The sequence below is a fragment of the Williamsia serinedens genome, from assembly GCF_024171725.1.
GTDB lineage: Bacteria > Actinomycetota > Actinomycetes > Mycobacteriales > Mycobacteriaceae > Williamsia_A > Williamsia_A serinedens.
In genome coordinates, this window is the sequence record NZ_JAMTCG010000004.1 from 143,474 (window position 1) to 163,626 (window position 20,153).

At 71.3% G+C, this 20,153-nt stretch carries 20 protein-coding genes; 10 read left to right on the forward strand and 10 right to left on the reverse strand.

The window, feature by feature from the left end; all coding sequences use genetic code 11:
• Together LX12_RS11695 and LX12_RS11700 are read right to left on the reverse strand one after the other, a co-directional pair.
• Entirely contained in the window at positions 1 to 456 is a 456-nt protein-coding gene (locus LX12_RS11695; protein ID WP_253654730.1) for a pyridoxamine 5'-phosphate oxidase family protein, read from the reverse strand.
• The gene (locus LX12_RS11700) at positions 432 to 1,478 is read right to left on the reverse strand and encodes a thiamine ABC transporter substrate-binding protein (RefSeq protein ID WP_253654731.1); all 1,047 of its coding nucleotides are present in this window, start codon (positions 1,476 to 1,478) and stop codon (positions 432 to 434) included. The genes LX12_RS11695 and LX12_RS11700 overlap by 25 nt, the downstream gene beginning before the upstream one ends.
• 39 nt (positions 1,479 to 1,517) lie before the next feature.
• Between LX12_RS11700 and LX12_RS11705 the strand changes: the two genes are divergently transcribed.
• The 3 genes from LX12_RS11705 to LX12_RS11715 all read left to right on the forward strand — a co-directional run bounded on the left by LX12_RS11705 (position 1,518) and on the right by LX12_RS11715 (position 3,658).
• On the forward strand, positions 1,518 to 1,838 hold the full coding sequence (locus LX12_RS11705) for a 4a-hydroxytetrahydrobiopterin dehydratase (RefSeq protein WP_253654732.1): 321 nt from the start codon (positions 1,518 to 1,520) through the stop codon (positions 1,836 to 1,838).
• 162 nt (positions 1,839 to 2,000) lie between these two features.
• Complete coding sequence (locus LX12_RS11710) at positions 2,001 to 2,834, forward strand: Rv1157c family protein (RefSeq protein ID WP_253654733.1); 834 nt, start codon at positions 2,001 to 2,003, stop codon at positions 2,832 to 2,834.
• A 65-nt stretch (positions 2,835 to 2,899) separates the two neighbouring features.
• Entirely contained in the window at positions 2,900 to 3,658 is a 759-nt protein-coding gene (locus tag LX12_RS11715; RefSeq protein WP_253654734.1) for a hypothetical protein, read from the forward strand.
• Positions 3,659 to 3,925: 267 nt separating this feature from the next.
• Here LX12_RS11715 and LX12_RS11720 read toward each other — a convergent pair whose 3' ends face one another.
• Together LX12_RS11720 and LX12_RS11725 are read right to left on the reverse strand one after the other, a co-directional pair.
• On the reverse strand, positions 3,926 to 5,053 hold the full coding sequence (locus LX12_RS11720; protein ID WP_253654735.1) for a hypothetical protein: 1,128 nt from the start codon (positions 5,051 to 5,053) through the stop codon (positions 3,926 to 3,928).
• Between the two features lie 184 nt (positions 5,054 to 5,237).
• Positions 5,238 to 6,680, reverse strand: a complete 1,443-nt coding sequence (locus LX12_RS11725; protein ID WP_253654736.1) for a sugar porter family MFS transporter — start codon at positions 6,678 to 6,680, stop codon at positions 5,238 to 5,240.
• A gap of 99 nt (positions 6,681 to 6,779) precedes the next feature.
• Between LX12_RS11725 and LX12_RS11730 the strand changes: the two genes are divergently transcribed.
• The 4 genes from LX12_RS11730 to LX12_RS11745 all read left to right on the forward strand — a co-directional run bounded on the left by LX12_RS11730 (position 6,780) and on the right by LX12_RS11745 (position 9,986).
• On the forward strand, positions 6,780 to 7,355 hold the full coding sequence (locus LX12_RS11730; protein ID WP_253654737.1) for an HhH-GPD-type base excision DNA repair protein: 576 nt from the start codon (positions 6,780 to 6,782) through the stop codon (positions 7,353 to 7,355).
• 69 nt (positions 7,356 to 7,424) lie between these two features.
• Entirely contained in the window at positions 7,425 to 8,285 is an 861-nt protein-coding gene (locus LX12_RS11735; RefSeq protein ID WP_253654738.1) for a hypothetical protein, read from the forward strand.
• Positions 8,286 to 8,340: 55 nt separating this feature from the next.
• Positions 8,341 to 9,039: a thiamine pyrophosphate-binding protein gene (locus LX12_RS11740; protein WP_253654739.1), complete on the forward strand. Its 699-nt coding sequence runs from the start codon at positions 8,341 to 8,343 to the stop codon at positions 9,037 to 9,039.
• Positions 9,036 to 9,986, forward strand: a complete 951-nt coding sequence (locus tag LX12_RS11745) for a transketolase family protein (protein ID WP_253654740.1) — start codon at positions 9,036 to 9,038, stop codon at positions 9,984 to 9,986. Before LX12_RS11740 ends, LX12_RS11745 begins: the two co-directional genes overlap by 4 nt.
• Here LX12_RS11745 and LX12_RS11750 read toward each other — a convergent pair.
• Together LX12_RS11750 and LX12_RS11755 are read right to left on the reverse strand one after the other, a co-directional pair.
• Positions 9,953 to 11,269 (reverse strand): wax ester/triacylglycerol synthase domain-containing protein, encoded by a 1,317-nt coding sequence (locus tag LX12_RS11750; protein WP_253654741.1) that lies wholly within the window; start codon positions 11,267 to 11,269, stop codon positions 9,953 to 9,955. The two genes, LX12_RS11745 and LX12_RS11750, sit on opposite strands and share 34 nt — an antisense overlap.
• A gap of 51 nt (positions 11,270 to 11,320) precedes the next feature.
• Positions 11,321 to 12,544: an acyl-CoA dehydrogenase family protein gene (locus LX12_RS11755; protein WP_372504994.1), complete on the reverse strand. Its 1,224-nt coding sequence runs from the start codon at positions 12,542 to 12,544 to the stop codon at positions 11,321 to 11,323.
• Between the two features lie 296 nt (positions 12,545 to 12,840).
• On the opposite strand from LX12_RS11755, the gene LX12_RS11760 reads away from it, so the two are divergent.
• Entirely contained in the window at positions 12,841 to 13,044 is a 204-nt protein-coding gene (locus LX12_RS11760) for a cold-shock protein (RefSeq protein ID WP_253654742.1), read from the forward strand.
• Positions 13,045 to 13,150: 106 nt separating this feature from the next.
• On the opposite strand, the gene LX12_RS11765 is transcribed toward LX12_RS11760, so the two are convergent.
• Both LX12_RS11765 and LX12_RS11770 read right to left on the reverse strand, forming a co-directional pair.
• Positions 13,151 to 14,125, reverse strand: a complete 975-nt coding sequence (locus LX12_RS11765; RefSeq protein ID WP_253654743.1) for an ROK family protein — start codon at positions 14,123 to 14,125, stop codon at positions 13,151 to 13,153.
• A 27-nt stretch (positions 14,126 to 14,152) separates the two neighbouring features.
• Positions 14,153 to 15,022 carry a C1 family peptidase gene (locus LX12_RS11770; protein WP_253654744.1) on the reverse strand — a complete coding sequence of 290 codons (870 nt, stop codon included), beginning with the start codon at positions 15,020 to 15,022 and terminating at the stop codon, positions 14,153 to 14,155.
• Between the two features lie 96 nt (positions 15,023 to 15,118).
• On the opposite strand from LX12_RS11770, the gene LX12_RS11775 reads away from it, so the two are divergent.
• A complete protein-coding gene (locus LX12_RS11775; RefSeq protein WP_253654745.1) occupies positions 15,119 to 17,227 on the forward strand; it encodes a DEAD/DEAH box helicase in 2,109 nt (702 codons plus the stop codon).
• A gap of 4 nt (positions 17,228 to 17,231) precedes the next feature.
• On the opposite strand, the gene LX12_RS11780 is transcribed toward LX12_RS11775, so the two are convergent.
• Positions 17,232 to 18,320, reverse strand: a complete 1,089-nt coding sequence (locus LX12_RS11780) for an NADH:flavin oxidoreductase/NADH oxidase (protein ID WP_253654746.1) — start codon at positions 18,318 to 18,320, stop codon at positions 17,232 to 17,234.
• 56 nt (positions 18,321 to 18,376) lie between these two features.
• Entirely contained in the window at positions 18,377 to 19,507 is a 1,131-nt protein-coding gene (locus LX12_RS11785) for an FAD-dependent oxidoreductase (protein WP_308214000.1), read from the reverse strand.
• Between the two features lie 58 nt (positions 19,508 to 19,565).
• On the opposite strand from LX12_RS11785, the gene LX12_RS22250 reads away from it, so the two are divergent.
• On the forward strand, positions 19,566 to 20,132 hold the full coding sequence (locus tag LX12_RS22250; protein ID WP_253654747.1) for a TetR/AcrR family transcriptional regulator: 567 nt from the start codon (positions 19,566 to 19,568) through the stop codon (positions 20,130 to 20,132).
• Positions 20,133 to 20,153 lie beyond the last annotated feature (21 nt).

Below are 20,153 nucleotides of genomic sequence, written 5' to 3' on the forward strand. Positions count from 1 at the left end.
TCACCCGTCCCGACCCTGCGCGGCCCAGCCGGACGTCGACACGATCCGCAGGGCGAGCACCCGGTGGAAGGGGGCGTCCGCGTACTGCGGCGCCGCGTCCACGAGTCGCCGCACGAGGTCGTCGACGACGTCGCGCGGCGGGTCGGGGACGTGCACGAGGTGGGCGCGCACCCACCACAGTCGACTCCAGTCGTCGGCGTCCCAGTGCTCGACGAGCAGGGACGCGCGCGGATCGGACTCGAGGTTGCGTTCGCGACGCAGACGCGTCGCGGACTTGGGTTTGACCGTGTCGACGCCGATACCGACGACGTCACCGCTCACCCCGTAGACGACGGGCACCGGATCGGGGCCACGGTCGGGATGGATCGTGGCGAGGACACCGTGCGAGTGCGCGGCGAGCCGCGAGTGCGCCTCGTCGGGCGTCACCGGCGTCAGCGACCCATGATCGTGCGCCACTCGCGCTGCCAGTTCTCGCGGTTCTTCGCGATGGATCCCGGTGCGAGGTCGACGGTGTCCGTCGGGAGCGGCGCGTACTTCGCCCACGACTCCGGCAGCGGCACGCCGTCACGGACGGGGTAGACGTACATGGAGTCGGGCAGGGCCTTCTGCACCTCGTCGCTCAGCATGAAGTCGACGAGCTTGCGCGCACCGTCGGTGTTGGCGGCGCCCTTGAGCACCCCGACGTACTCGACCTGCCGGAAGCAGCCGTCGAGCAGGGCCTTCGTCGCCGGGTTCTCCGCCGGCGAGGACGCGTAGGACACGACGATCGGCTTGGGTCCCTTGCCCTCGCCGCCGGAGAAGTCCTGGTTGTACCCGGTGTCCCAGCCGGAGACGATCGAGACGTCATTGGCGCGCAGGCCCTTCCAGTACTCCTGCCAGTCGCCGGGACGCGCCGCGATGGTGGCGAGGAGGAAGCCCAGACCGGGCGACGACGTCGCCGGGTCCATCGCGACGAGGTCGCTCTTGTAGCGCGGGTCGGTGAGCTGGGTGATCGACGTCGGCGCGGGGATCCCCCGCTGCGCGAACCAGGCGGTGTCGACGTTGACACACACGTCCCCGCGGTCCACCGGGGTCAGCTGCTTGCCCGCATCGCCGCCGAGCACGTAGTCCTGCGCGGACGTCGGCAGGGCCGGCGAGGTGTAGTCGGCGAGGGCACCCGCGGTCACCGGGCGCGACGCGAAGGTGTTGTCGATGCCGTAGACCGCGTCGGCCTTCGGGCGGCCCGGCGTCAGCGAGATCGTCGAGGCGAGCTGTCCCGCGTCCCCCGACTTCGTCACGACCAGCTTCAGGCCGGTCTGCTTCTGGAAGTCCGCGATCACCGGGTCGGGCAGGGCGAAGGAGTCGTGCGTGAGCAGGGTGACCTGCTTCGTGTCGTCGGAGCTCGAACACGCGGTGGCGGTGGCGACCACCGCGATCGAGGCGGCGAGGAGAACCCCCACGCGGAGCATCGGCCGGGGCCGTCGCGTCAGTCTGCGCATCACGTCTCCGATCCAACCAGAGGCTGACAGCATGGGGTGATGGCCGCACGTGACGACACCCTCCTGACCGACGACGAGCGTGAGCAGGCGCGAGGTCGCTTCACCGACTGGACCGTGGGGGACGCCGAGATGCGGCGGTCCCACGACGCGTCGTCCTTCCTCGCGGGCGTCGACATCGTGCGTCGGGTCGCCGAGGCGGCCGAGGACCGCGACCACCACCCGGACATCGACATCCGCTGGCGGACGATCTCCTTCACCCTGGCCACGCACTCGGCGGGCGGCCTGACCGGCAAGGACGTCGACCTGGCCGAGGTGATCGACAGGGAGATCGCCGCCGACACCCCGGCAACCGAGACATGACGGGCGCGTAACAATCGCATCACCCGTCTCTTCAGTCACACGCGTACCACGCTAGGGTCCCCTGAGCGGCGAACGACACGCCGCGTCGACCTAGACTGACCGCTTGGCCGCGGGTGTCCGCTCGCGGCCCGGGACGACGACGATCGGATGTGAGCGCTGACCATGGGAACCCGCCGGAAGCTGGGGACGACCGCACTGGGCGTCCTGACCGCCATGACGGTGCCCGCTGTCGCCTTCGCCGCGCCCGCGCCCTCGGCGCCCGCGAGCCCGTCGTCGCAGGTCGGGTCCCTCCCGCTGTCTGCCCCGGCCGCGCCGAAGGTCGACAAGCCCACGCTCGACTCGCTCGGCGCCTTCGTGCCCGCGATCGTCGGCTCGGCTGTCACACCCGGCCCCGACGGGAAGATCAACTCCGATCTGATCTCCCAGGCCACCGCGATCGCCGAGTCGCCAGGCATGCCGGCACAGGTCACCACCATCTGGCGCCAGGTCACCGGCTTCCTCGACGGCTCCGCGAAGCCGACGCAGGTCGCCAAGGTGGCGGCGGCCGCGAACGACCCGGTCATCCCGACCGGCCCGAACGCGCCGCGCATCCAACAGTTCCTCTACCCGACCATCGGCGTCGGGTGCATCCCGGGCGGCAACTCCGTGGGCACCGCGCTGGTGACCGCCGGACCGCAGGAGGCCCCTGCCCCCGGCCCGAAGGCCGGCCAGGCCGGATACGTCTACACCAGCCTCGGCACCGGTCCGGCGCTGGACAACACCCGCGCCCCGCTGACCGCGATCTGGATCAACATCGACACCGGCAAGACCGGTCAGATCGACCTGAAGCGCAACGACCGCATCAACGCGGCCAACGGTCCCGGCACCTTCACCGCGATCGCGCAGACCGGCAAGGGCCGCGTGCTCTCCGCCATCTACGGCACCGTCACCACGAAGACCAAGGGCAAGACGGTGGCGTGCCAGATCGTCCCCACGGTGGGCCTCGCCTTCATCTGACCTGACCGGCTCCCCGTCGGTCACGACCCCAGCACCAGCCATCGCGACCGATATGGAGTACCCCCATGCCTTCTCACGCTCGATCCCGTTCCCTGAAGCGCTCACTCGCGGCCGGCGCGGTGGCGCTCTCGATGACCGTCGGCGGTGTCGTCGCGGCCGCACCCGCGTCCGCGGACCCCGCCACCACGCCTGAGTCCGCCGCGGCTGCGGCACTGGGGTCGCCGACGCTGAGCGCGACGTCGGGCACCGACGTCCTCGCCCTGCTCGACACCGCGAACAAAACGCTGCGCAGCCTCGGCATCCAGCCGTTCCTGAACCCGACCGTCGCGTTCAACTGCACCACCCCGACCGCGTCGAACCCGTTGGGGCTGTTGCCCGCCGCGGGCGGTGCCGTCGCCGGGCCCTGGGCTGCGCCGGGGATCTCGCTGCCGACCATCCCGCTGGTGAACATCGACCCGAACGTGGTGAAGGACGGGCAGGTGCTCTACGGGTTCGTCCCCGCGGGCGTCACCAGCGACCCGACCTCGACCGGTATGCAGGTCGCCTGGTTCAACACGGCGACAGGCAAGTTCGGCATCGGGCAGATGGGCAAGGCCGGCGACACCCTCGTCGACGCCTGGCTCGCGAACGTGCCCGCCTCCCCGATCAAGGACATGGCCGCGAAGACACTGTCGGGCATCGTCAACACGATCGCGCCGGCGGGCAGCCGTCTCGCGCCGGTCACCACGGGCAAGGGCACCGTCCTGTCGGCGGTCTTCGGCACGGTGAACAACGGCGGCCGCAGCTGCTTCTTCCTCCCGATGGTCGGCGTCACGAACGCCTGACGCCCTCACCCCGGGTCCCTCCCCCTGACCGATCCGCCCGCTGCGACCCCGCAGCGGGCGGTTCGGCGTCTCGGGGGCTGCGTCACGAACTCGCTGAGAATCAGCCGACCCGCGCCGAGCACAGCGCGGGTTCCCGTGGTCGCCGCGGGTTTGCAGGAGTGACGTGGGTTGGTGAGGACGACGCGGACAGGGGCAGATCGCGAGAACTCGCGGCGTGCTCGTCACTCCGCGCCGGGCACGACGCGGACCCGGGAGAACGGCGCGGAGTCATCGCGATTCGGATCGATCGGCCCGCTGCGACGCAGCAGTGGGCGTTCCGGCGCCTCGCAGGCGTCGGTCGCCGAGCGCACAGACGATCGCAGCCGCGACCACGAAACCCGCTGCCGCGGCGAGGAGTCGGACCTCGGTGATCTCGGCGGTGACGAGCGCACCGGTCGCCGCGCCGAGGACCCCGGCGGTCAGGACGACGACCAGAGCCCGCCGTCGTCGCGGATCCCAGCCGCGCAGGATCGAGGCGACGACGATCACCGATCCCGCCACGAGGGAGACGATCTGGGTGCCGAAGGTGAGCCCATAGCGCAGCGGCAGCGCGGGTACGGCGAACACGGCGACGAACCATCCGAGGGCACCGACCGCCGATGTGACCAGCGGACCCGACGGCGCCGTGTGCCGAGCCGCCCACCACCGGGCCGCCGCGAGGACCGCGAGCGACACCACGACCGGCACGACCCAGCGACCGGCGTGCCCGAGGTTGTAGAGGGTGAGCACGTCGTAGACCGCGAGGACCACACATCCCAGCGCGGCCGCCGACACCCCGACACCGAGCAGGCCCGCGGGCTCCGACCGCCCCGTCCCGAGCAGGGGAACCAGCAGCGGGACGACGACACCCGCGACGAGGCGGATGACGATGTCCCCCACCGTGTACGGGTTGTGGAGATCCCACTCGACCAGGCAGAAGACGACCGTCCACGACGCGCTGATCCACCAGCGCGCCGCCACCACGCGTCCGGCCGTGTCGGCGCCCAGCCAGCGGGCGACGAGCAGATACGCGAGGACGACGACGGGCAGTTCGAGCGCAGCCTGCACGTGCAGCACCGTCCACGGCCAGGCCGGTAGGACGTCTGCGAGGCGCCCGAGATCGGCGAGGTCGAACCAGCCGGGTGGCAGGTAACGGGTGATCCGCGAGGTGTCACCACCCCACGCCTGGTGGATGTACGCGGTGACGAGGACCTGGTTCGCCGCCATCGCCGCGACCACCACGGCGAGCCACGTGCCCGGGTGGCGGAACACGCCGCGACCTCGCGGCCGCGCCGGGGCGAGTCTCGGCACGACACCGACGCCGACCGCCGTGGCGACGACGATCGTCGTGGCGAGAACCGCTCCCGTCGCGGTCACAGTGCTCTCCGTCCGCGCCGAACCGGTGAATCCGCGCCGAGCCTGACGCGGGAACGCGAGGACGACGCGGGTTCGCACAGGGGCCCATCAACCCGCGGCGACCTCGTCGACCCGCCCCGAGCACGAGGCGGGCGCGGGCGGGCGACGCGAGAACGCACGTCGGACCCGACCGGGAACCCTTGTGTCAGACAGGCGTCTTCGCGGGTTCGGGTGACTCGCCACCCATGTTCTCCAGTTCGATGCCGGTCGTCTCGGGGACCTTGAACTGCACGTAGAAGTACGAGATCAACGCGCACAGCGCGAAGAAGCCGTAGACGTACGCCAGGCCGAGGCTCTGACTGACCTGCGGGAACAGCAGCGAGATGGTGAAGTTCGCGACCCAGTTCATCGCCGTGCACACGCCGAGCGCGACGCCGCGGATGCGGTTCGGGAACATCTCGCCCAGCATCACCCACATGACCGGACCCCACGTCGCCGCGAACGCGACGACGAACAGGTTGGCACCGATCAGCGCGATGACGCCCCAGTTGCCGGGCAGTGTCACGTCGTCACCGCTGCCCTGCTGCTGGGTGAACGCGATGGCCGCCAGGACGAGGCCGACGAACATCCCGACTGACCCGATCTTGAGCAGCAGCCGACGCCCGATGCGGTCGACGAACAGGATCGCGCCGAACGTCATGACCACGTTGATGATGCCGGTGATCACCGACGTCTGGAACGACTGGCTCTCGCTGAAGCCCACCGACTTCCACAGCGTGGTGGAGTAGTAGAAGATCGCGTTGATCCCGACGAACTGCTGCAGGATCGCGATCCAGATGCCCACCCAGACGAGCGGGTGCAGCCCGAACGAGGTCCCGCGGATGTCGGCCAGGGACGACTTCGACTCCCGCCGCAGCGTCAGCCGGATCTCCTTGACACGGTTGAGCGGGTCCGGCTCGCCGGTGACGTCGCGGAGGATGCGCGCGGCCTCCTCGTCGAGGTGGTTGCCCACGAGGTAGCGCGGCGACTCCGGGATGAGCAGCGCCAGCACGCCGTACACGAGCGCCGGGATGACGCCGACGAAGAACATCCACCGCCACGCCTCGATGCCGAACCAGAAGTCGCTCGAGGCACCGCCCGCGTTGTCGGCGAGCAGCGCGTCGGAGAGCAACGCGATGAAGATGCCGATCGTGATGGCCAGCTGCTGCATCGAGCCGAGCGCCCCGCGGAACCGCGCCGGAGCGATCTCGGCGATGTAGGCCGGGGCGATCACCGAGGCGATGCCGATGCCGAGACCACCGAGGACGCGCCACACGATGAGATCCGGCACGCTCCAGGCGAACCCGGTGCCGATGGACGAGATGGTGAACAGGAAGGACCCGAGCAGCATGACGCGCTTGCGTCCCCACACGTCGGCCAGACGGCCGGCGAACCAGGCGCCGAGCGCACACCCGAGAAGCGCGACGGCGACGGCGAACCCCTTCATGAACTCGCCGAGCCCGAAGTGGCCCTGGATGGAGTCGACCGCGCCGTTGACGACCGAGCTGTCGAAACCGAAGAGGAAGCCGCCGACAGCCGCGGCGACGGTGACGCCGATGACCTTCGCGACGTGTTGATCGGCCTGCGTGGATCCTGACGTGGTGCTCATCGTCCGCCCTGTCCCGTCGATGTCGAGGGCCGCTGTCACGCACCCCGGAGCGACGCTACTCCGACCGGTTCACGGCCCGACGCGCATTACGATCACGCCATGGTGACGCTCCGCATCGCGCAGGACCCCGCGGCCGACGAGCTGCTCTCGACCGACCCGTTCGCACTGCTCGCCGGCATGCTCCTCGATCAGCAGTTCCCGATGGAACGCGCGTTCGCCGGCCCCGCGAAGATCCTCGAACGGTTCGGCACCCTCGATCCCGCCGAGATCGCCGTCGCCGACCCCGAGCGGTTCGCCGACCTGTGTGCGACGCCGCCCGCCATCCACCGGTACGGCCGGTCGATGGCCCAGCGCCTGCAGGCGCTCGCCTCGGCGGTCGTCGCCGAGTACGACGGCGACACCACTCGCATCTGGACCGAGGCCACCTCGGGCGAGGACCTCGTCGACCGGGTGAAGGCGCTCCCCGGGTTCGGCGAACAGAAGGCCAAGATCTTCACCGCGCTGCTGGCCAAGCAACTCGATGTGAAGCCGCGCGGCTGGACCACCGCGGTCGGCGACTACGGCAAGAAGGGCTACCGCTCCGTGGCCGACGTCGTGGACGAGGAGTCGCTGAACAAGGTCCGGGCGCACAAGAAGGAGATGAAGGCCAAGGCGAAGGCCGCGGCGCAGGACTGACGCGCCGGTCGACCCACCCCGACGTGCGGTGCGGTCTACGTCACATCGGGATGGCCTACGCTGTCATTCATGGATGTGAAGGTCGCTGTCGAGCTGCCTCTGCGGATCGGGTTCGCCGCGACGGGCGTCGCACTCGCCGCGGTGGAGTCCGGTGTCACCATCGCCCGACTGACCATCGAGAACGTCGCCCACGAGGTCAACGCGGCCCTCGGTGTCGAGGACGACACCTCCTTCTCGGCACGCACCCCGTTGCAGCTGATCGGGCAACTGGCCGAGCTGCTCGGTCCCGACCGCCCGTTCGGTCGCATCCTCGCGCAGGGCGGACCGCTGGATCGTCTGCTCGCCGACGGCGGTGTCGTCGACCGCCTCACCGCACGCGACGGCTCGCTGGAGAAGCTCACCGCCGAGGGCGGTCTGCTCGACCAGATGGCCGAGGAGAACGGCATCCTCATCCGCCTCACCGCCGCCGGCGGACCGCTCGATCGTCTGTCCCGCAAGGGCGGCGTCATCGACCAGTTCACCGAGAACGAGGGCATCCTCGAGCGCCTCACCAGCGAGGGCGGCATCGTCGACAAGCTCACCGCCGAGGACGGCCTGCTGAACAAGATGACCGAGGAGGGCGGCATCATCGACCGCCTCGTCGCCGACAGCGGCCTCCTCGACCAGCTGGTCGGCGAGAACGGCGCGGTCGAACGCGCCATCGCTCCCGGCGGACCCATCGAGCGCATCTCCGAACTCACCGACGTCATCGGCCAGCTCGCCCCGAGCATCGTCGCGATCCAGGAGACCGTCCACGAACTCCGCGATGCCGTCGACGTGCTCAACAACGCGGTCACCCCGCTGGGTGACCTCGCGGGCCGACTCCCGAAACGGCTGACCCGCAACAGCGGTCGCACCCACGAGATCAACGGGCACTCGCACCACGACTGACCGCCGACCACGCAGACCTTGACCTCAAGTGAGGTTCAGGTCTGATCCTGGTCGCATGACGACCACGAGCCCTCCCACCCCGTACACCCACGGCGACCTCCCCGCTCTGATCGCCCGGATGACCGGCGACGAGAAGCACGCACCCGCCTCCGCCTCGACGCTCGACGTGCTGTGGGTCCTGCACCACGACGTCCTCCGCTCCTCCCCCGACCGCGCCGACGACCCCGACCGTGACCGCTTCTACCTGTCGAAGGGCCACGGCCCGATGGCGTTCTACGCCGTGCTCGCCGCGCACGGCTGGTTCCCGGCCGACTGGCTCGACGACTGGATGAGCTGGGACTCACCCCTCGGCGGCCATCCCGATCGCACGCTGGTCCCGGGTGTGGAGATCGGCTCCGGGTCGCTGGGACACGGGCTGCCGATGGCGGTGGGCACCGCGATCGCTCTGCGCGGCCGCGGCAGCCCCGCCCACGTGTACGTCCTCGTCGGCGACGCGGAACTCGACGAGGGCTCGAACGACGAGGCGATCGCCGTCGCGGGCGCCCGCGGTCTCGCGAACCTCACGGTCGTCGCGATCGACAACCGGTCGTCGACCCACAACCGGCCCGGTCGTCTCCGCAGGCGTTTCGCCCTCGACGGGTGGCAGTCCGACGAGATCGACGGTCACGACCACGCGGCGATCCGATCGGCCCTGCTCAGCCGCCCGGGGCGGCCGGCCTTCGTCGCCGCACTCGTCGAGAGGAAGGACGCATGACCACCGACGACCCGCGCACCCGATTCCCCGAGACCGCTCTCGCGCTGGTGGACGACGACCCCACCACGGTGATCGTCTACGCCGAGATCGCGGGGCAGTGGTTCGGGCGAGATGCGATCACCCGCCCCGACCGCGTCGTGAACGTGGGCATCCGTGAGCAACTCCTCGTCGACGTGGCCGCCGGGATGGCGCTGGCCGGGGCGTTCCCCATCGCGCACACCTTCGCGCCGTTCCTCGTCGAACGCGCCTACGAGCAGATCAAGCTGGGGTTCGGCCACCAGGACGTCGACGGCCTGCTGGTGTCCACGGGCGGCTCGGTCGACATGGCGTCGATGGGGCGCACGCATCAGACCGTCGCCGACGTCGCGCTCGTCGCCGCGGTACCCGGCTTCTCCGTGCACGTTCCCGGCACCGCCGACGAGGTCGACCAGCTGATGCGTCTCGCCCACCGCGAACGGGGGCGGCACTACATCCGGGTGACCGCCCAGCAGAACAGCAGGTCATTCGACGTGAGCACTCCGGCGCTGCACGTCGCGCGCCCCGGATCGGGCGCCCTCGTGATCGTCGCCGTCGGCCCGGTGCTCGACGCCACGCTCGCTGCCGCCGAGAGGATCTCCACCGCAACCGATCTCGATCCCACCGTGCTGTACACCGCCACCGTCCGGCCGTTCGACGGCGCCGGCCTGCGACGTCTGTCCGGACCCGTTCCCGACGTCGTGCTCGTCGAGCCCTACCTCGCCGGGACGTCGAGCCACGAGGTGGCCGACGCACTGCGCGATCGTCCACACCGGTTGCTCGGCCTGGGTTTCCGGCGCGAGGAACCACGCCGCTACGGCACTCCCGAGGATCACATCGCCGCCGCCGGACTCGACGCGCGAGGCATCGAGCGCTCGGTGACGGACTTCGCGTCCGCTCAGCGCACCGCGGCCGCGAGTCGGTCGGCGTAGGCGTCCGGGGCGGCCAGCCCGGTCGGCGACGAACACACCGACAGTGCGACCCGGCGACCGATCCCGTGCACGCCGTGCGTCACGGTCTGCAGCGGTGACAGAGCCGGGAACCCGGCGGTGAACAGCACCCGACCACCGCCGAACACCAGGTCGTCGTCACCCCGGTTCACGCTCGACACGACCGTGTTGCCCGAGACCGTCTCCGGCACTGCGTGCGCGTCGAACGACCGCACGCCCCAGGCGACCAACGCGGCCGGGACCGCGGCCATCGCGGCGGCCTCCGCCGCCGCGGCCGGATGCATGCCGCGGCGTGAGGCGTCGGCGAGGTCGTCGGCGATGCGTGCTGCCCGTCGTCCGGGGTCGGGTTCGTCGACCGCGAGATCGACACCCACCGTCCGGAAGTGGTTGCGGGCACGCCGTTCTCCGGCCGAGGCCACCAACACCTCGGCCCGCAGGGCCGCGACCTCGAGGTGCGCGGCCAGCGCGGCGCCGATGACGGTGAGCGCACCGACGGTCACGGTCCCGCCGACCGCACGCAGCCGGTCGGAATCGGTGAGGACGACCCGCAGATCCCGACGGTCGTCGGGGGCGACGTTGATCGTTGCCCGGGGCACCCCCGGTCGGCGCGGAGGCAGCCGGCCGGCGAGTTCGTCGCTCTCGCGCTCGCGATGGGCACGATGCGCGACGATGCCCCTGCGGACGAGGGTGGCGCCCTGCACCGGGAGGCGGGCCAGACCAGCGGCCGCCACCACCGGCGCCGGGATCGACCCCACGGGGCCTCGACGACGGGGGTGCCTGGCGCGGTCGTCGCTCCACAGCTCCCGCGCGATCGCCGACGCCAGGGTGCCGTCGGCGAGTGCGTGCGAGATCTGCAACACGGCCACCGTCGCCGAGTCGTCGCCTGCGCCCGGGACACCCGTCACCCGCGGCATCAGATGCACCCGCCAGGGCAGTCGACGAGTGTCGACCTGGTCGGCGACCGCGCGCCCCAGCACACCCAGACACGTCCGCCAGTCGGGGACGTCGTGCACCCGCACGGCGTCGTCACGATGTATCGCGGTCGTCACCCACCGCGGGTAGTCGAGATGGCCGGGCGTGTCGACGATCCGCACGGTCAGGTCGCCGATCCCCCGGGCGCGGACGAGGACCTGCTCGACGAGGTCGTCAGCAGGTCGGCCGCCGTCGTCGAATGCGTAGAGCAGGAACTGGTCGCTCGGGATGACCGAGGACATCCACAGCGCCCGCGCGTCCGCCGGCGCGAGACGGCCGGGGACCGACGGCATCCGGGGCACGATGCCCGACGCTACCCGGCCGCGTGCCCCGTCCTGCGGTCCTCAGCGCTTGCCGGCGCTCCAGGCGTACGGCAGGTCGGTCCCGTTGAGCACGTGGTCACCGATCGACCGGAGCTTGAAGATCAGCGGGTTGTGCACCGAGATCGTGCGGGCGTTGCGCCAGTGGCGGTCGAATCGCAGCCGCTCGCTCGTGATGGACGCCCCGCCGACCTCGAAGAGCTGACTGGTCGCGTCGAGGACGAGCGGGATGACGACGGCCTGGGCGTGCGCGGCGGCGAGCTCGGCCGCGTCGAGGAGCGCGGTGTCGAACTCACCCCGCGCCACCGCGTCGTCCAGGGCGACGTCGAGCGTGTCGGCGACCGCCAGCACGGTGGTCCGAGCGACGTACGCCGCGCTGGAGAGGCGGCCGATCACCTGCTGCACCAACGGATCCTCGCGCGGCAGGTCGGCCGCGGCGTGGGTGAACGTGCGGGTCCGATCGCGCACCCAGGCAGCGACGTCGTCGGTCGCACGACGCGCGATGCCGGCCAGGACCGCCAGCTGCACCAGCTGCAGGTACGAGGTCGCATAGGAGGCGCCGGCACCGCCGTAACCCGGCCCGAGCAGACGGTCGGCGGGCACACGCACGCCCGAGAACTCGGTCGTGCCGCTCGCCGTGAGGCGCTGGCCGAACCCGTCCCAGTCGTCGTGCTGCGTGACACCGGGCGCGTCGGCGTCGACGAGGATCGACACCCGCTCCCCGTCGAGGTCGGCCGCGACGAGGATGTGGTCGGAGTAGAGGCTGCCGGTGCTGTAGTACTTCGTGCCGTCGACGACGTATTCGTCACCGTCACGGCGCACCGTCGTCCGGTAGCGGTCGACGGCGCCGACGCCGGGCTCGGTGATCGCGTTGCCCACCAGGGTCCCGCCCGCCACGGCTCGGAGCCAGCGCTCACGCTCGGCGGCGTCGGTGGACAGCCGCTGGTCCTCGACGAAGCTCCAGTGCACACGCAGGGCCTGCGGCAGGTTCGACTCCGCGGCCGCGAGATCGACGAGGAGGCCGAACAGTTGGCGAACACTGGCCCCCAGTCCGCCGAACTCGACGGGAACGCGCAGTGCACCGAATCCCGCCTCGCGCAGGAGTCGTGCCTCGTCGTAGGCCAGTCGGCGATCGGTCTCGCGCTCCACCGCGCCCTCGGCGATGCGCGCGAAGATCGGGGCGAAACGCGACGTCAGCTCGGCGTCGGTCGGACGGGCGGATGTGGGGGACGAGGTGTCGATGCTCACGGTCGTGCAGTATCGGCGGATCGACGCGTCCCGGGCACCCCTGCGATCACCGTGAACACAAGTCCTGTGACGGGACACAACGCCGCGACATGACGTCGTCGGGCGTCTTGACATCGCCCGCGGCACCCGTGTTGACTCTTTCGTGGTTGTAGTTTTTGTGTTCGATCGTCGCTCGCAGAAATACACACGCGTGCGCGTCGGGCTTTCTCACCGAATTCCCTCGCTCCCGTAGTGGCACCACCCTGGACCGGGCAAACCGCACGGTCCGTCAGCAACACAGCAGTAGGAGAGACACCATGAGCCAGGGAACCGTGAAGTGGTTCAACGCCGAGAAGGGCTTCGGCTTCATCACCCCGGATGACGGCGGCAAGGACGTCTTCGTCCACTTCAGCGAGATCCAGGGTTCGGGCTACCGCAGCCTGAACGAGAACGATCGCGTGACGTTCGAGACCGAGCAGGGCCAGAAGGGCCCGCAGGCGGTCGGCGTCTCCGCCATCTGATCTCCCCCGATCACACTGGACCCCGTCGACGACCTCACGGTCGCGGCGGGGTCGAGTCGTTGTGGGGGCTCGTCATCGTTCGACTGCCGCGGCGGCGCAGCAGATCTCAGCGCGGCAGCAGGTCCGGCCGATGCACGAACGCCGCGGCCCCGACAAGCGGTGCGGTGTCCCCCAGCGCCGCGGGCACGACGCGCGTGCTCGCCACGTAGGGCAGCGGGTGCTGCGACACCCGATGAGCGATCCGGTCGACGAGATCGTCGGTGACGCGGGCGAATCCGCCCCCGACAGCGACGAGATCGACGTCGAGGAGTGCGCACGCGCTGCAGATCCCCTGTGCGACAACGTCGACGAGGCGGTCCACGGCGCGTTGTGCGATCGGGTCGCCGTCCGACACCGCGATCGCGAGTTCCTCCCCCGTCGACCCCGACCATCCCTGCGACCGCGCCCAGGCGACCGTGTGCGGCCCGGACGCGACGGACTCGAGCGTGGTGCGGCTGCCGAGACTCGGCTCGCCGATGTGCTCCGACACCTCGATCTGCCCGATGTGACCGGCGTTGCCCGGGACGACCCGCCCACCGAGCACGATCCCACCACCGATGCCGGTCGAGATGACCATCGCGATCATGTCGTCGACACCGACCCCGGCGCCCGACCAGTGTTCGGCCATCGCGATGGCCACCCCGTCCCGCCGCAGGACGACGGCCGCCCCGGAGTCCACGACGGCCGGCGCCGCCGAGATCACCGCGCGCAGAGGGTGATCGCGCCACGCGGGCAGGTTGATCGGAGTGACGAGGCCCGTGGCGTCGTCGACGGGTCCCGCGCAGGCCACCCCGATCCCCGCCAGTCCCGACGTCGCCGCGGCGGCGCGGGCCACGTTTCCGGTGAGGACGTCGGTGACGACCTCGAGCACCGCGGCGTCGAGTCCGTCGGACGAGGTCGCGCCGCCCGTCGCCGCGCGACGACGCGTCCCGGAGAGGACGTGTCCGCGCGGATCGACCAGCGCCGCCTCGACTTTCGTGCCGCCGATGTCGACCGCGACGGCGGGCGCACCCGCGGTCGGATCGAACTCGGCGGATCCCATACCGGCCGAGCGTAGTCGGCGCGGGACTCAGGAGGTGACGAGCTTGCCCATCGAGTGCACCTCGACGACCTCGGACCCGGTGATGAACGACCACGGCGCGGTGAAGAAGCCGCTGTTGCCCCACGACGTGCCCCACGAGTTCTCGAGTGTCACGCCGGTCGACGTGTAGCCGACGATCGTGACCTCGTGGCCGCCGAGGGACGCCTGCCGCGTGTCGGGGACATAGTTGTACGACGAGCTGTTCAGGTACTCGAAGTTGGGGCGCACCTGAAAGCCGATGTTCACCGGGAGCCCGCTGGCGATCGCCGCCATGACGTTCGTCTTCAGGTCACCGCGTGCCGTCAGGTCCGACGACCCCGACAGTCGGTAGTGCGCAGCGTTAGTGCGCTCGGCCGCGGTCGGCTGCGTGGTGAAGTCGTAGTCGCCCTGCGCGTAGTCGGCGCGGGTGTCGATGCCCTGGGACACCTCCATCGGCAGGGCGACAGCGGCGGTGGTGCCCTCGTCGTCGCCCTGCGCGATCTGCGAGTAGATGTACATCGGCGCCATGGGGGCGCCGGTGATGCCCTGCTCCCGCATCAGGATCCCGTATCCGGTGTAGCCGGTCGCCCACGTGACGCAGGACCCCACCTGGCCCTGATCGCCCGGGGTGAGCGCGTACTGCTGCAGCGACGCCGACGCCGGCAAGGCGGTCGTCCCCCGCAGCTTGGCGGGCAGGGCGTCACCGGAGGACGTGTCGACGCCCTTCTTCGACTTCGCCGTCGCGACGTCGAGACCCAAACCGTGCCCGGCCGCCTTCGCCGACGGTGCCGCGTCGGCCACGGCCCCCGTCGCCACCGACGATGCCGCGATCACGACCACCGCCGCCGCCACGGCACGCCCCACGACCCCACGCTTCATGCTGTCTCCTCGAGAAGATGCATCACCCGACTGGTGATTACTTACGCGAAATAGAAACACAGCCCGGTCGGTGCCGCGCGGTAGCGTCAAATCCCGATGCAGACAGAACAGACACCGCACCTCACACCCGACCGTTCGGCGGTGGCGACACGCGTCATCGAGGCGCTCGCCGGGCCGGGCGCCGCGCTGCGCGACGACCAGCGCACCGCTGTCGCCGCGCTGGTGACACCGGCTGCGCGCGTGCTGGTCGTCCAGGCCACCGGCTGGGGGAAGTCGGCGGTGTACTGGGCCGCGACCGCGATCCTGCGCGCCGAGGGCGCCGGTCCGACGCTCATCGTGTCGCCACTGCTGTCGCTCATGCGCGACCAGGTCGCCGCCGCCGAGCGAGCGGGACTGCGTGCGGCCACGGTCAACTCGAGCAACGTCGACGACTGGTCGGCCGTCGAGTCCGATCTGCGCGACGGCGCGCTCGACGTGCTGCTGGTGTCCCCGGAACGCTTGGCCAACCCCGGGTTCGGACGCCGCGTGCTCGACGCGGTCGCCACCCGGCTCGGGATGCTCGTCATCGACGAGGCGCACTCGATCTCGGACTGGGGCCACGACTTCCGTCCGGACTACCGCCGCGTCGCCGACATCCTGTCCTCGACCGATCCCGCGATGCCCGTGCTCGCCACCACCGCGACCGCGAACGAGCGGGTGACCGAGGACGTGGCCCGTCAACTCGGCGAGGCCACCCTCGTCCTGCGTGGACCGCTCGCGCGACGGTCGTTGACGCTCAACGTGACCCCGTCGATGAGTCCCCTGGATCGCTACGCCTGGGTGGCACAGAACCTCGACCGACTGCCCGGCTCGGGCATCGTCTACGTCCTGACCGTCGCCGACGCCGACCGGCTCGTCGCGGCGATCCGGACCATGCACGGCGACGGCGTCGCGGTGGCCGCCTACACCGGCCAGCTCGACACCGACCGCCGTCACGAACTCGAGGACGCGCTGCGCGACAACCAGCTGAAGGCGCTGGTCGCGACCTCGGCGCTCGGGATGGGGTACGACAAGCCCGATCTCGGCTTCGTCGTGCACGTCGGCTCGCCGCCGTCGCCGGTGTCGTACTACCAGCAGGTCGGTCGCGCCGGACGCGCGATCGACGAGGCCATCGTGGTACTGCTCCCGTCCTCGGCTGACGCCGGCATCTGGGACCACTTCGCGACCGCCACCATCCCCGATCCGCGACAGATGGACGCCGTCCTGTCGGAGCTGCGCTCCGCCGACCCCGACGACCCGCCGTCGGCCATCGCACTGGAGGCGTCGACCGGCATCCGCCGCACGCGCGTCGATCTGATGCTCAAGCAGCTCGCCGTCGACGGCGCCGTGGAGCGCGTCGAGCGCGGATGGCGCGCCACCGATCGCGAATGGCACTACGACGCAGCCCATTACGACGGGATCATCGCCACCCGCCGCCGCGAGGCGGACATCATGCGGGCCTACACCCGCGGTGACCGCTGTCTCATGGCGCTGCTGGTCGAGTCACTCGACGACCCCGAGGTCGGCGACTGCGGTCGGTGTTCGGTGTGCCGCGGGGCGCTGTCGCCGGGGCTGTCGGAGACCGCCGACGCCGGTACCGCCCGCTCGATCGCGGGCGCGCTGCGGTCCGACGCGCTCGAACTGACACCCCGGAAGATGTGGCCCGGCGGGGTGTTCGGGGCGAAGGGACGCATCCCGGCCCATCTCGCCGCCGATCCGGGCCGGATCCTCGTCCACGCCGACGCCCCGGAGTGGGCGGACACCCTGGTCGCCGCCCGCCGCGGCGAGGACGACGCGGTCGAGGAGGTGTGCGCCGCCGCGGTCCGCACGCTGTCGCGGTGGCGGTCGGAATGGGCCGCGCGGCCCGAGATCGCGGTGACACTGACGCTCACCGGTGGTGACCTGGCGGGACGGCTCGCCGACCATCTCGCCGCGGTCGGGTCGCTCGGCCGCGCCGATCAACCGGTCGACGGCGCGGTCGACATCGATCGTGAGGCGTCCGGCGCCGAGGAGGCCGCGCAGTGGCGTGCCGCGATGGGGCCCGCGCCGTCCGAGGTCGTGGGCCGTGCGGTCCTCCTCGTCGTGGACGCGAGCCGGTCGGGATGGCCGGTGACGGTGGCCGCGGCGCACCTGCGCGACGCCGGTGCCGACCGCGTCCTACCGCTGCTGATCCACCGGCCCGCCTGACGGGTCAGTCCCGCCAGGCGCCGCGGACGTACTGCGGACGGTAGGGCGCCTCGTGGTGGTCGAGCCCGAGCGTGTGGGCCGCCCGCAGCGGCCACGCCGGGTCCCGCAGCGCCGCCCGGGCGAGGAAGACGGCGTCGGCCTGCCCGGTCGTCAGGATCGTCTCGGCCTGGTCGGCGTCGGTGACGAGTCCGACCGCCGCCGTGGCGACGGACGCCTTCTCTCGGATCTGCGCCGCGAACGGCACCTGATAGCCCGGCCCGACCGGGATGTCGGCCAGGACGTTGCCGCCGGTCGAGGCGTCGACGAGGTCGACCCCCACGTCCGCGAGCCGCTGCGCCAGCACCACCGAGTCGTCACCCGACCAGCCACCGTCGGTCCAGTCGGTGGAGGAGATGCGGACGAACAGCGGTTTGCCGGCCGGCCAGGCGTCGCGCACAGCCTCGGCGACCTCGATCATCAGCCGCATCCGGCCGTCCAGATCGCCGCCGTATGCGTCGTCGCGGTGATTCGACAGCGGCGACAGGAACTCGTGCAGCAGGTACCCGTGCGCGGCGTGGATCTCGACGACGTCGAATCCGGCGTCGTCCGCCCGACGGGCCGCGTCGGCGAATGCCCGCACCACATCGGCGTTCTCGTCGACGGTCAGCGCACGGGGAGTCGCGTATCCCTCGAAAGCCTCGGCCGACGGCGCGACCGTCTGCCAGCCGCCCTCGGACTCCGGGACCGATCCCTCACCGTCGGCGAACGGCGAGAACGTCGACGCCTTGCGCCCGGCGTGGGCGAGTTGGACGCCGGCCCGGGAGTCCTGCGCGTGGATGAAGTCGACGATGCGAGACCACGCACGGGCCTGCTCGTCGGTCCAGATGCCCGCGTCCTCCGGGCTGATCCGCCCGTCGGGGGTCACGGCAGCGGCCTCGGTCATCACCAGTCCGAAGCCACCGATCGCGTGCGACCCGAGGTGGGCGAGATGCCAGTCACCCGGCATGCCGTCACGCTGGAAGCAGCTGTACTGACACATCGGCGACAGCCACACACGGTTGTCGATCGTGACGTCGCGCAGGGTCAGCGGGGTGAAGAGGGTCGGTGCGTTCACGCAGAGGTGCAACCGGACCGCGGTCTGCGCTCATTCCCCGCGACGTCCCACGTCACTCAGCGATGCGTGAGCTCCGACAACTCCATCGCCGCGCGCCGGCGGATGGGCGGGACCGACAGCGCGGCGCGGATCATCCCGTTCCGTGCGTGCCGGACGGCGCTCCCCCGGGTGGTCGCGGCGCGGGTCATCCGGTCGGTGAGCGCGAGAACCCGTCGCGCGACAGGACGTCGTCGCTTCTCGTACTCGCCGAGAGCACCTCCCGCGGTAACGGTCTCGGCGAGCGCGACGGCATCCTGGACACCGATGTTCATGCCCTGCCCGCCGGCCGGTGAATGCACGTGGGCGGCGTCGCCGACCAGCACGACGGACCCCTGGTGATAGGACTCGGCGAGCCGGTGGTGCACGTGGAACCGACCGCTCCAGGCGACGTCGTGGACGGTCGCCGATCCACCGCGTCGGGTGAGCAGCGCCTCGATCTCGGATGCGGTGGGGTGCCGGGGCGCGTCGTCGAGGGTGGCCACGACGCGGAAGCGGTCGTCGGGCAGCGGTGCGACCACCGCGAGGCCGTCCGGCGCGAAGGTCAACGACACCGTGTCCCGTGCGACCGGCCAGTCCATGGAGACGTCGGCGAGGACGAACGACTGCTCGTACCCACTGCCCGGGAAGCCGATGCCCGCCATCTTCCGCACGGTGCTGTGCATCCCGTCGGCGCCGACGACGACGTCGGGCCGGGCGGTCTCCCCCGACGCGAGCCGCACGGTGGCCCGGCCCGCGTCGTCGACGGCCAGATCCGTCACGGCGCTGTCCCACTCCACGGCGACGTCGAGCGCGGCGAGTCGGTCCCGCAGGATCGACTCGGTGTCGGCCTGCGAGATCATCGACGTCCAGGGATAGCGGGTCGGCAGGCCGCCGAAGCTCAACCGCGCCACCGACCGCGCCCCGTCGCGGATGTCGAACCGCGGAACCCGCAGCGCGCGGGCGCCGATCGCGTCGCCGACGCCCAGCGGCTCCAGCACCTCCAGCGTCCGCGGATGGATGACCGCCGCACGGGAGGTGTTGGCGCCCTCCGTCGCCGCGTCCACCACTCGGACGTCGACCCCGGCCCGTCGCAGTCCGATCGCCGCCGTCAGGCCGGTGGGTCCGGCCCCGACGACGAGTGCGGTGCGTGGTGCCGTCGATGTCATCATGCGTTGACTTTAGGCCGGTCGAGACGTGCGGTCAACGGTCGTTGACTAGACTGGTGCGGTGCCGCCCTCCCGCCGTGACGCCGACGCCACGCGCGGTGCCCTCCTCGCCGCCGCGCGCGACCGGTTCGCCCGCAGCGGGTTCGCCGCGACGACCGTGCGGGCGATCGCCACCGACGCGGGCGTCGACCCGGCCCTGATCGTCCGGTACTTCGGCGGCAAGCGCGGCCTCTACGACGCGGCGGTGCAGGTCGATCTCGACCTGCCCGACTTCACCGACGTCCGGCGGGACGAGCTCGGACGCGCGGTGGTCGAGGCGTTCCTGGACCGCTGGGACGGTGATGCCGGGGAACCACTGCGCGTGCTGCTCGGCGCGGCGGGCACCGACGGCGAGGCCGCGGACCGCATGCGCGCCACCTTCGACCACCAGGTACGGCCGGCGATCGCCGCGGCGCGCATCGCCCGGGGCGGAGCTCCACACGTCGAGGTGGTCGTCGCGACGTTGATCGGTCTCGCCACCCTGCGCTACCTCGTACGCGTCCCCGAGGTCGTCGCGCTCAGCAGGCGACAGATCGTCGACCGGTTCGCCCCGACGGTGCAATGGCACCTCACCGGCCACGGCGACTGACCGGCCCACGGCGACGGATCC

Excerpts from the sequence above, each read along its gene's own strand:
- LX12_RS11705 (WP_253654732.1), top strand. The coding sequence starts at position 1,518 with ATGGCCGCACGTGACGACACCCTCCTGACCGACGACGAGCGTGAGCAG.
- LX12_RS11765 (WP_253654743.1), bottom strand. The coding sequence starts at position 14,125 with ATGGGATCCGCCGAGTTCGATCCGACCGCGGGTGCGCCCGCCGTCGCG.
- LX12_RS11730 (WP_253654737.1), top strand. The coding sequence starts at position 6,780 with ATGGTGACGCTCCGCATCGCGCAGGACCCCGCGGCCGACGAGCTGCTC.
- LX12_RS11710 (WP_253654733.1), top strand. The coding sequence starts at position 2,001 with ATGGGAACCCGCCGGAAGCTGGGGACGACCGCACTGGGCGTCCTGACC.
- LX12_RS11745 (WP_253654740.1), top strand. The coding sequence starts at position 9,036 with ATGACCACCGACGACCCGCGCACCCGATTCCCCGAGACCGCTCTCGCG.
- LX12_RS11770 (WP_253654744.1), bottom strand. The coding sequence starts at position 15,022 with ATGAAGCGTGGGGTCGTGGGGCGTGCCGTGGCGGCGGCGGTGGTCGTG.
- LX12_RS11700 (WP_253654731.1), bottom strand. The coding sequence starts at position 1,478 with ATGCGCAGACTGACGCGACGGCCCCGGCCGATGCTCCGCGTGGGGGTT.
- LX12_RS11760 (WP_253654742.1), top strand. The coding sequence starts at position 12,841 with ATGAGCCAGGGAACCGTGAAGTGGTTCAACGCCGAGAAGGGCTTCGGC.
- LX12_RS11715 (WP_253654734.1), top strand. The coding sequence starts at position 2,900 with ATGCCTTCTCACGCTCGATCCCGTTCCCTGAAGCGCTCACTCGCGGCC.
- LX12_RS11775 (WP_253654745.1), top strand. The coding sequence starts at position 15,119 with ATGCAGACAGAACAGACACCGCACCTCACACCCGACCGTTCGGCGGTG.
- LX12_RS11725 (WP_253654736.1), bottom strand. The coding sequence starts at position 6,680 with ATGAGCACCACGTCAGGATCCACGCAGGCCGATCAACACGTCGCGAAG.
- LX12_RS11740 (WP_253654739.1), top strand. The coding sequence starts at position 8,341 with ATGACGACCACGAGCCCTCCCACCCCGTACACCCACGGCGACCTCCCC.
- LX12_RS11735 (WP_253654738.1), top strand. The coding sequence starts at position 7,425 with ATGGATGTGAAGGTCGCTGTCGAGCTGCCTCTGCGGATCGGGTTCGCC.
- LX12_RS11785 (WP_308214000.1), bottom strand. The coding sequence starts at position 19,507 with ATGATGACATCGACGGCACCACGCACCGCACTCGTCGTCGGGGCCGGA.
- LX12_RS11750 (WP_253654741.1), bottom strand. The coding sequence starts at position 11,269 with ATGCCGTCGGTCCCCGGCCGTCTCGCGCCGGCGGACGCGCGGGCGCTG.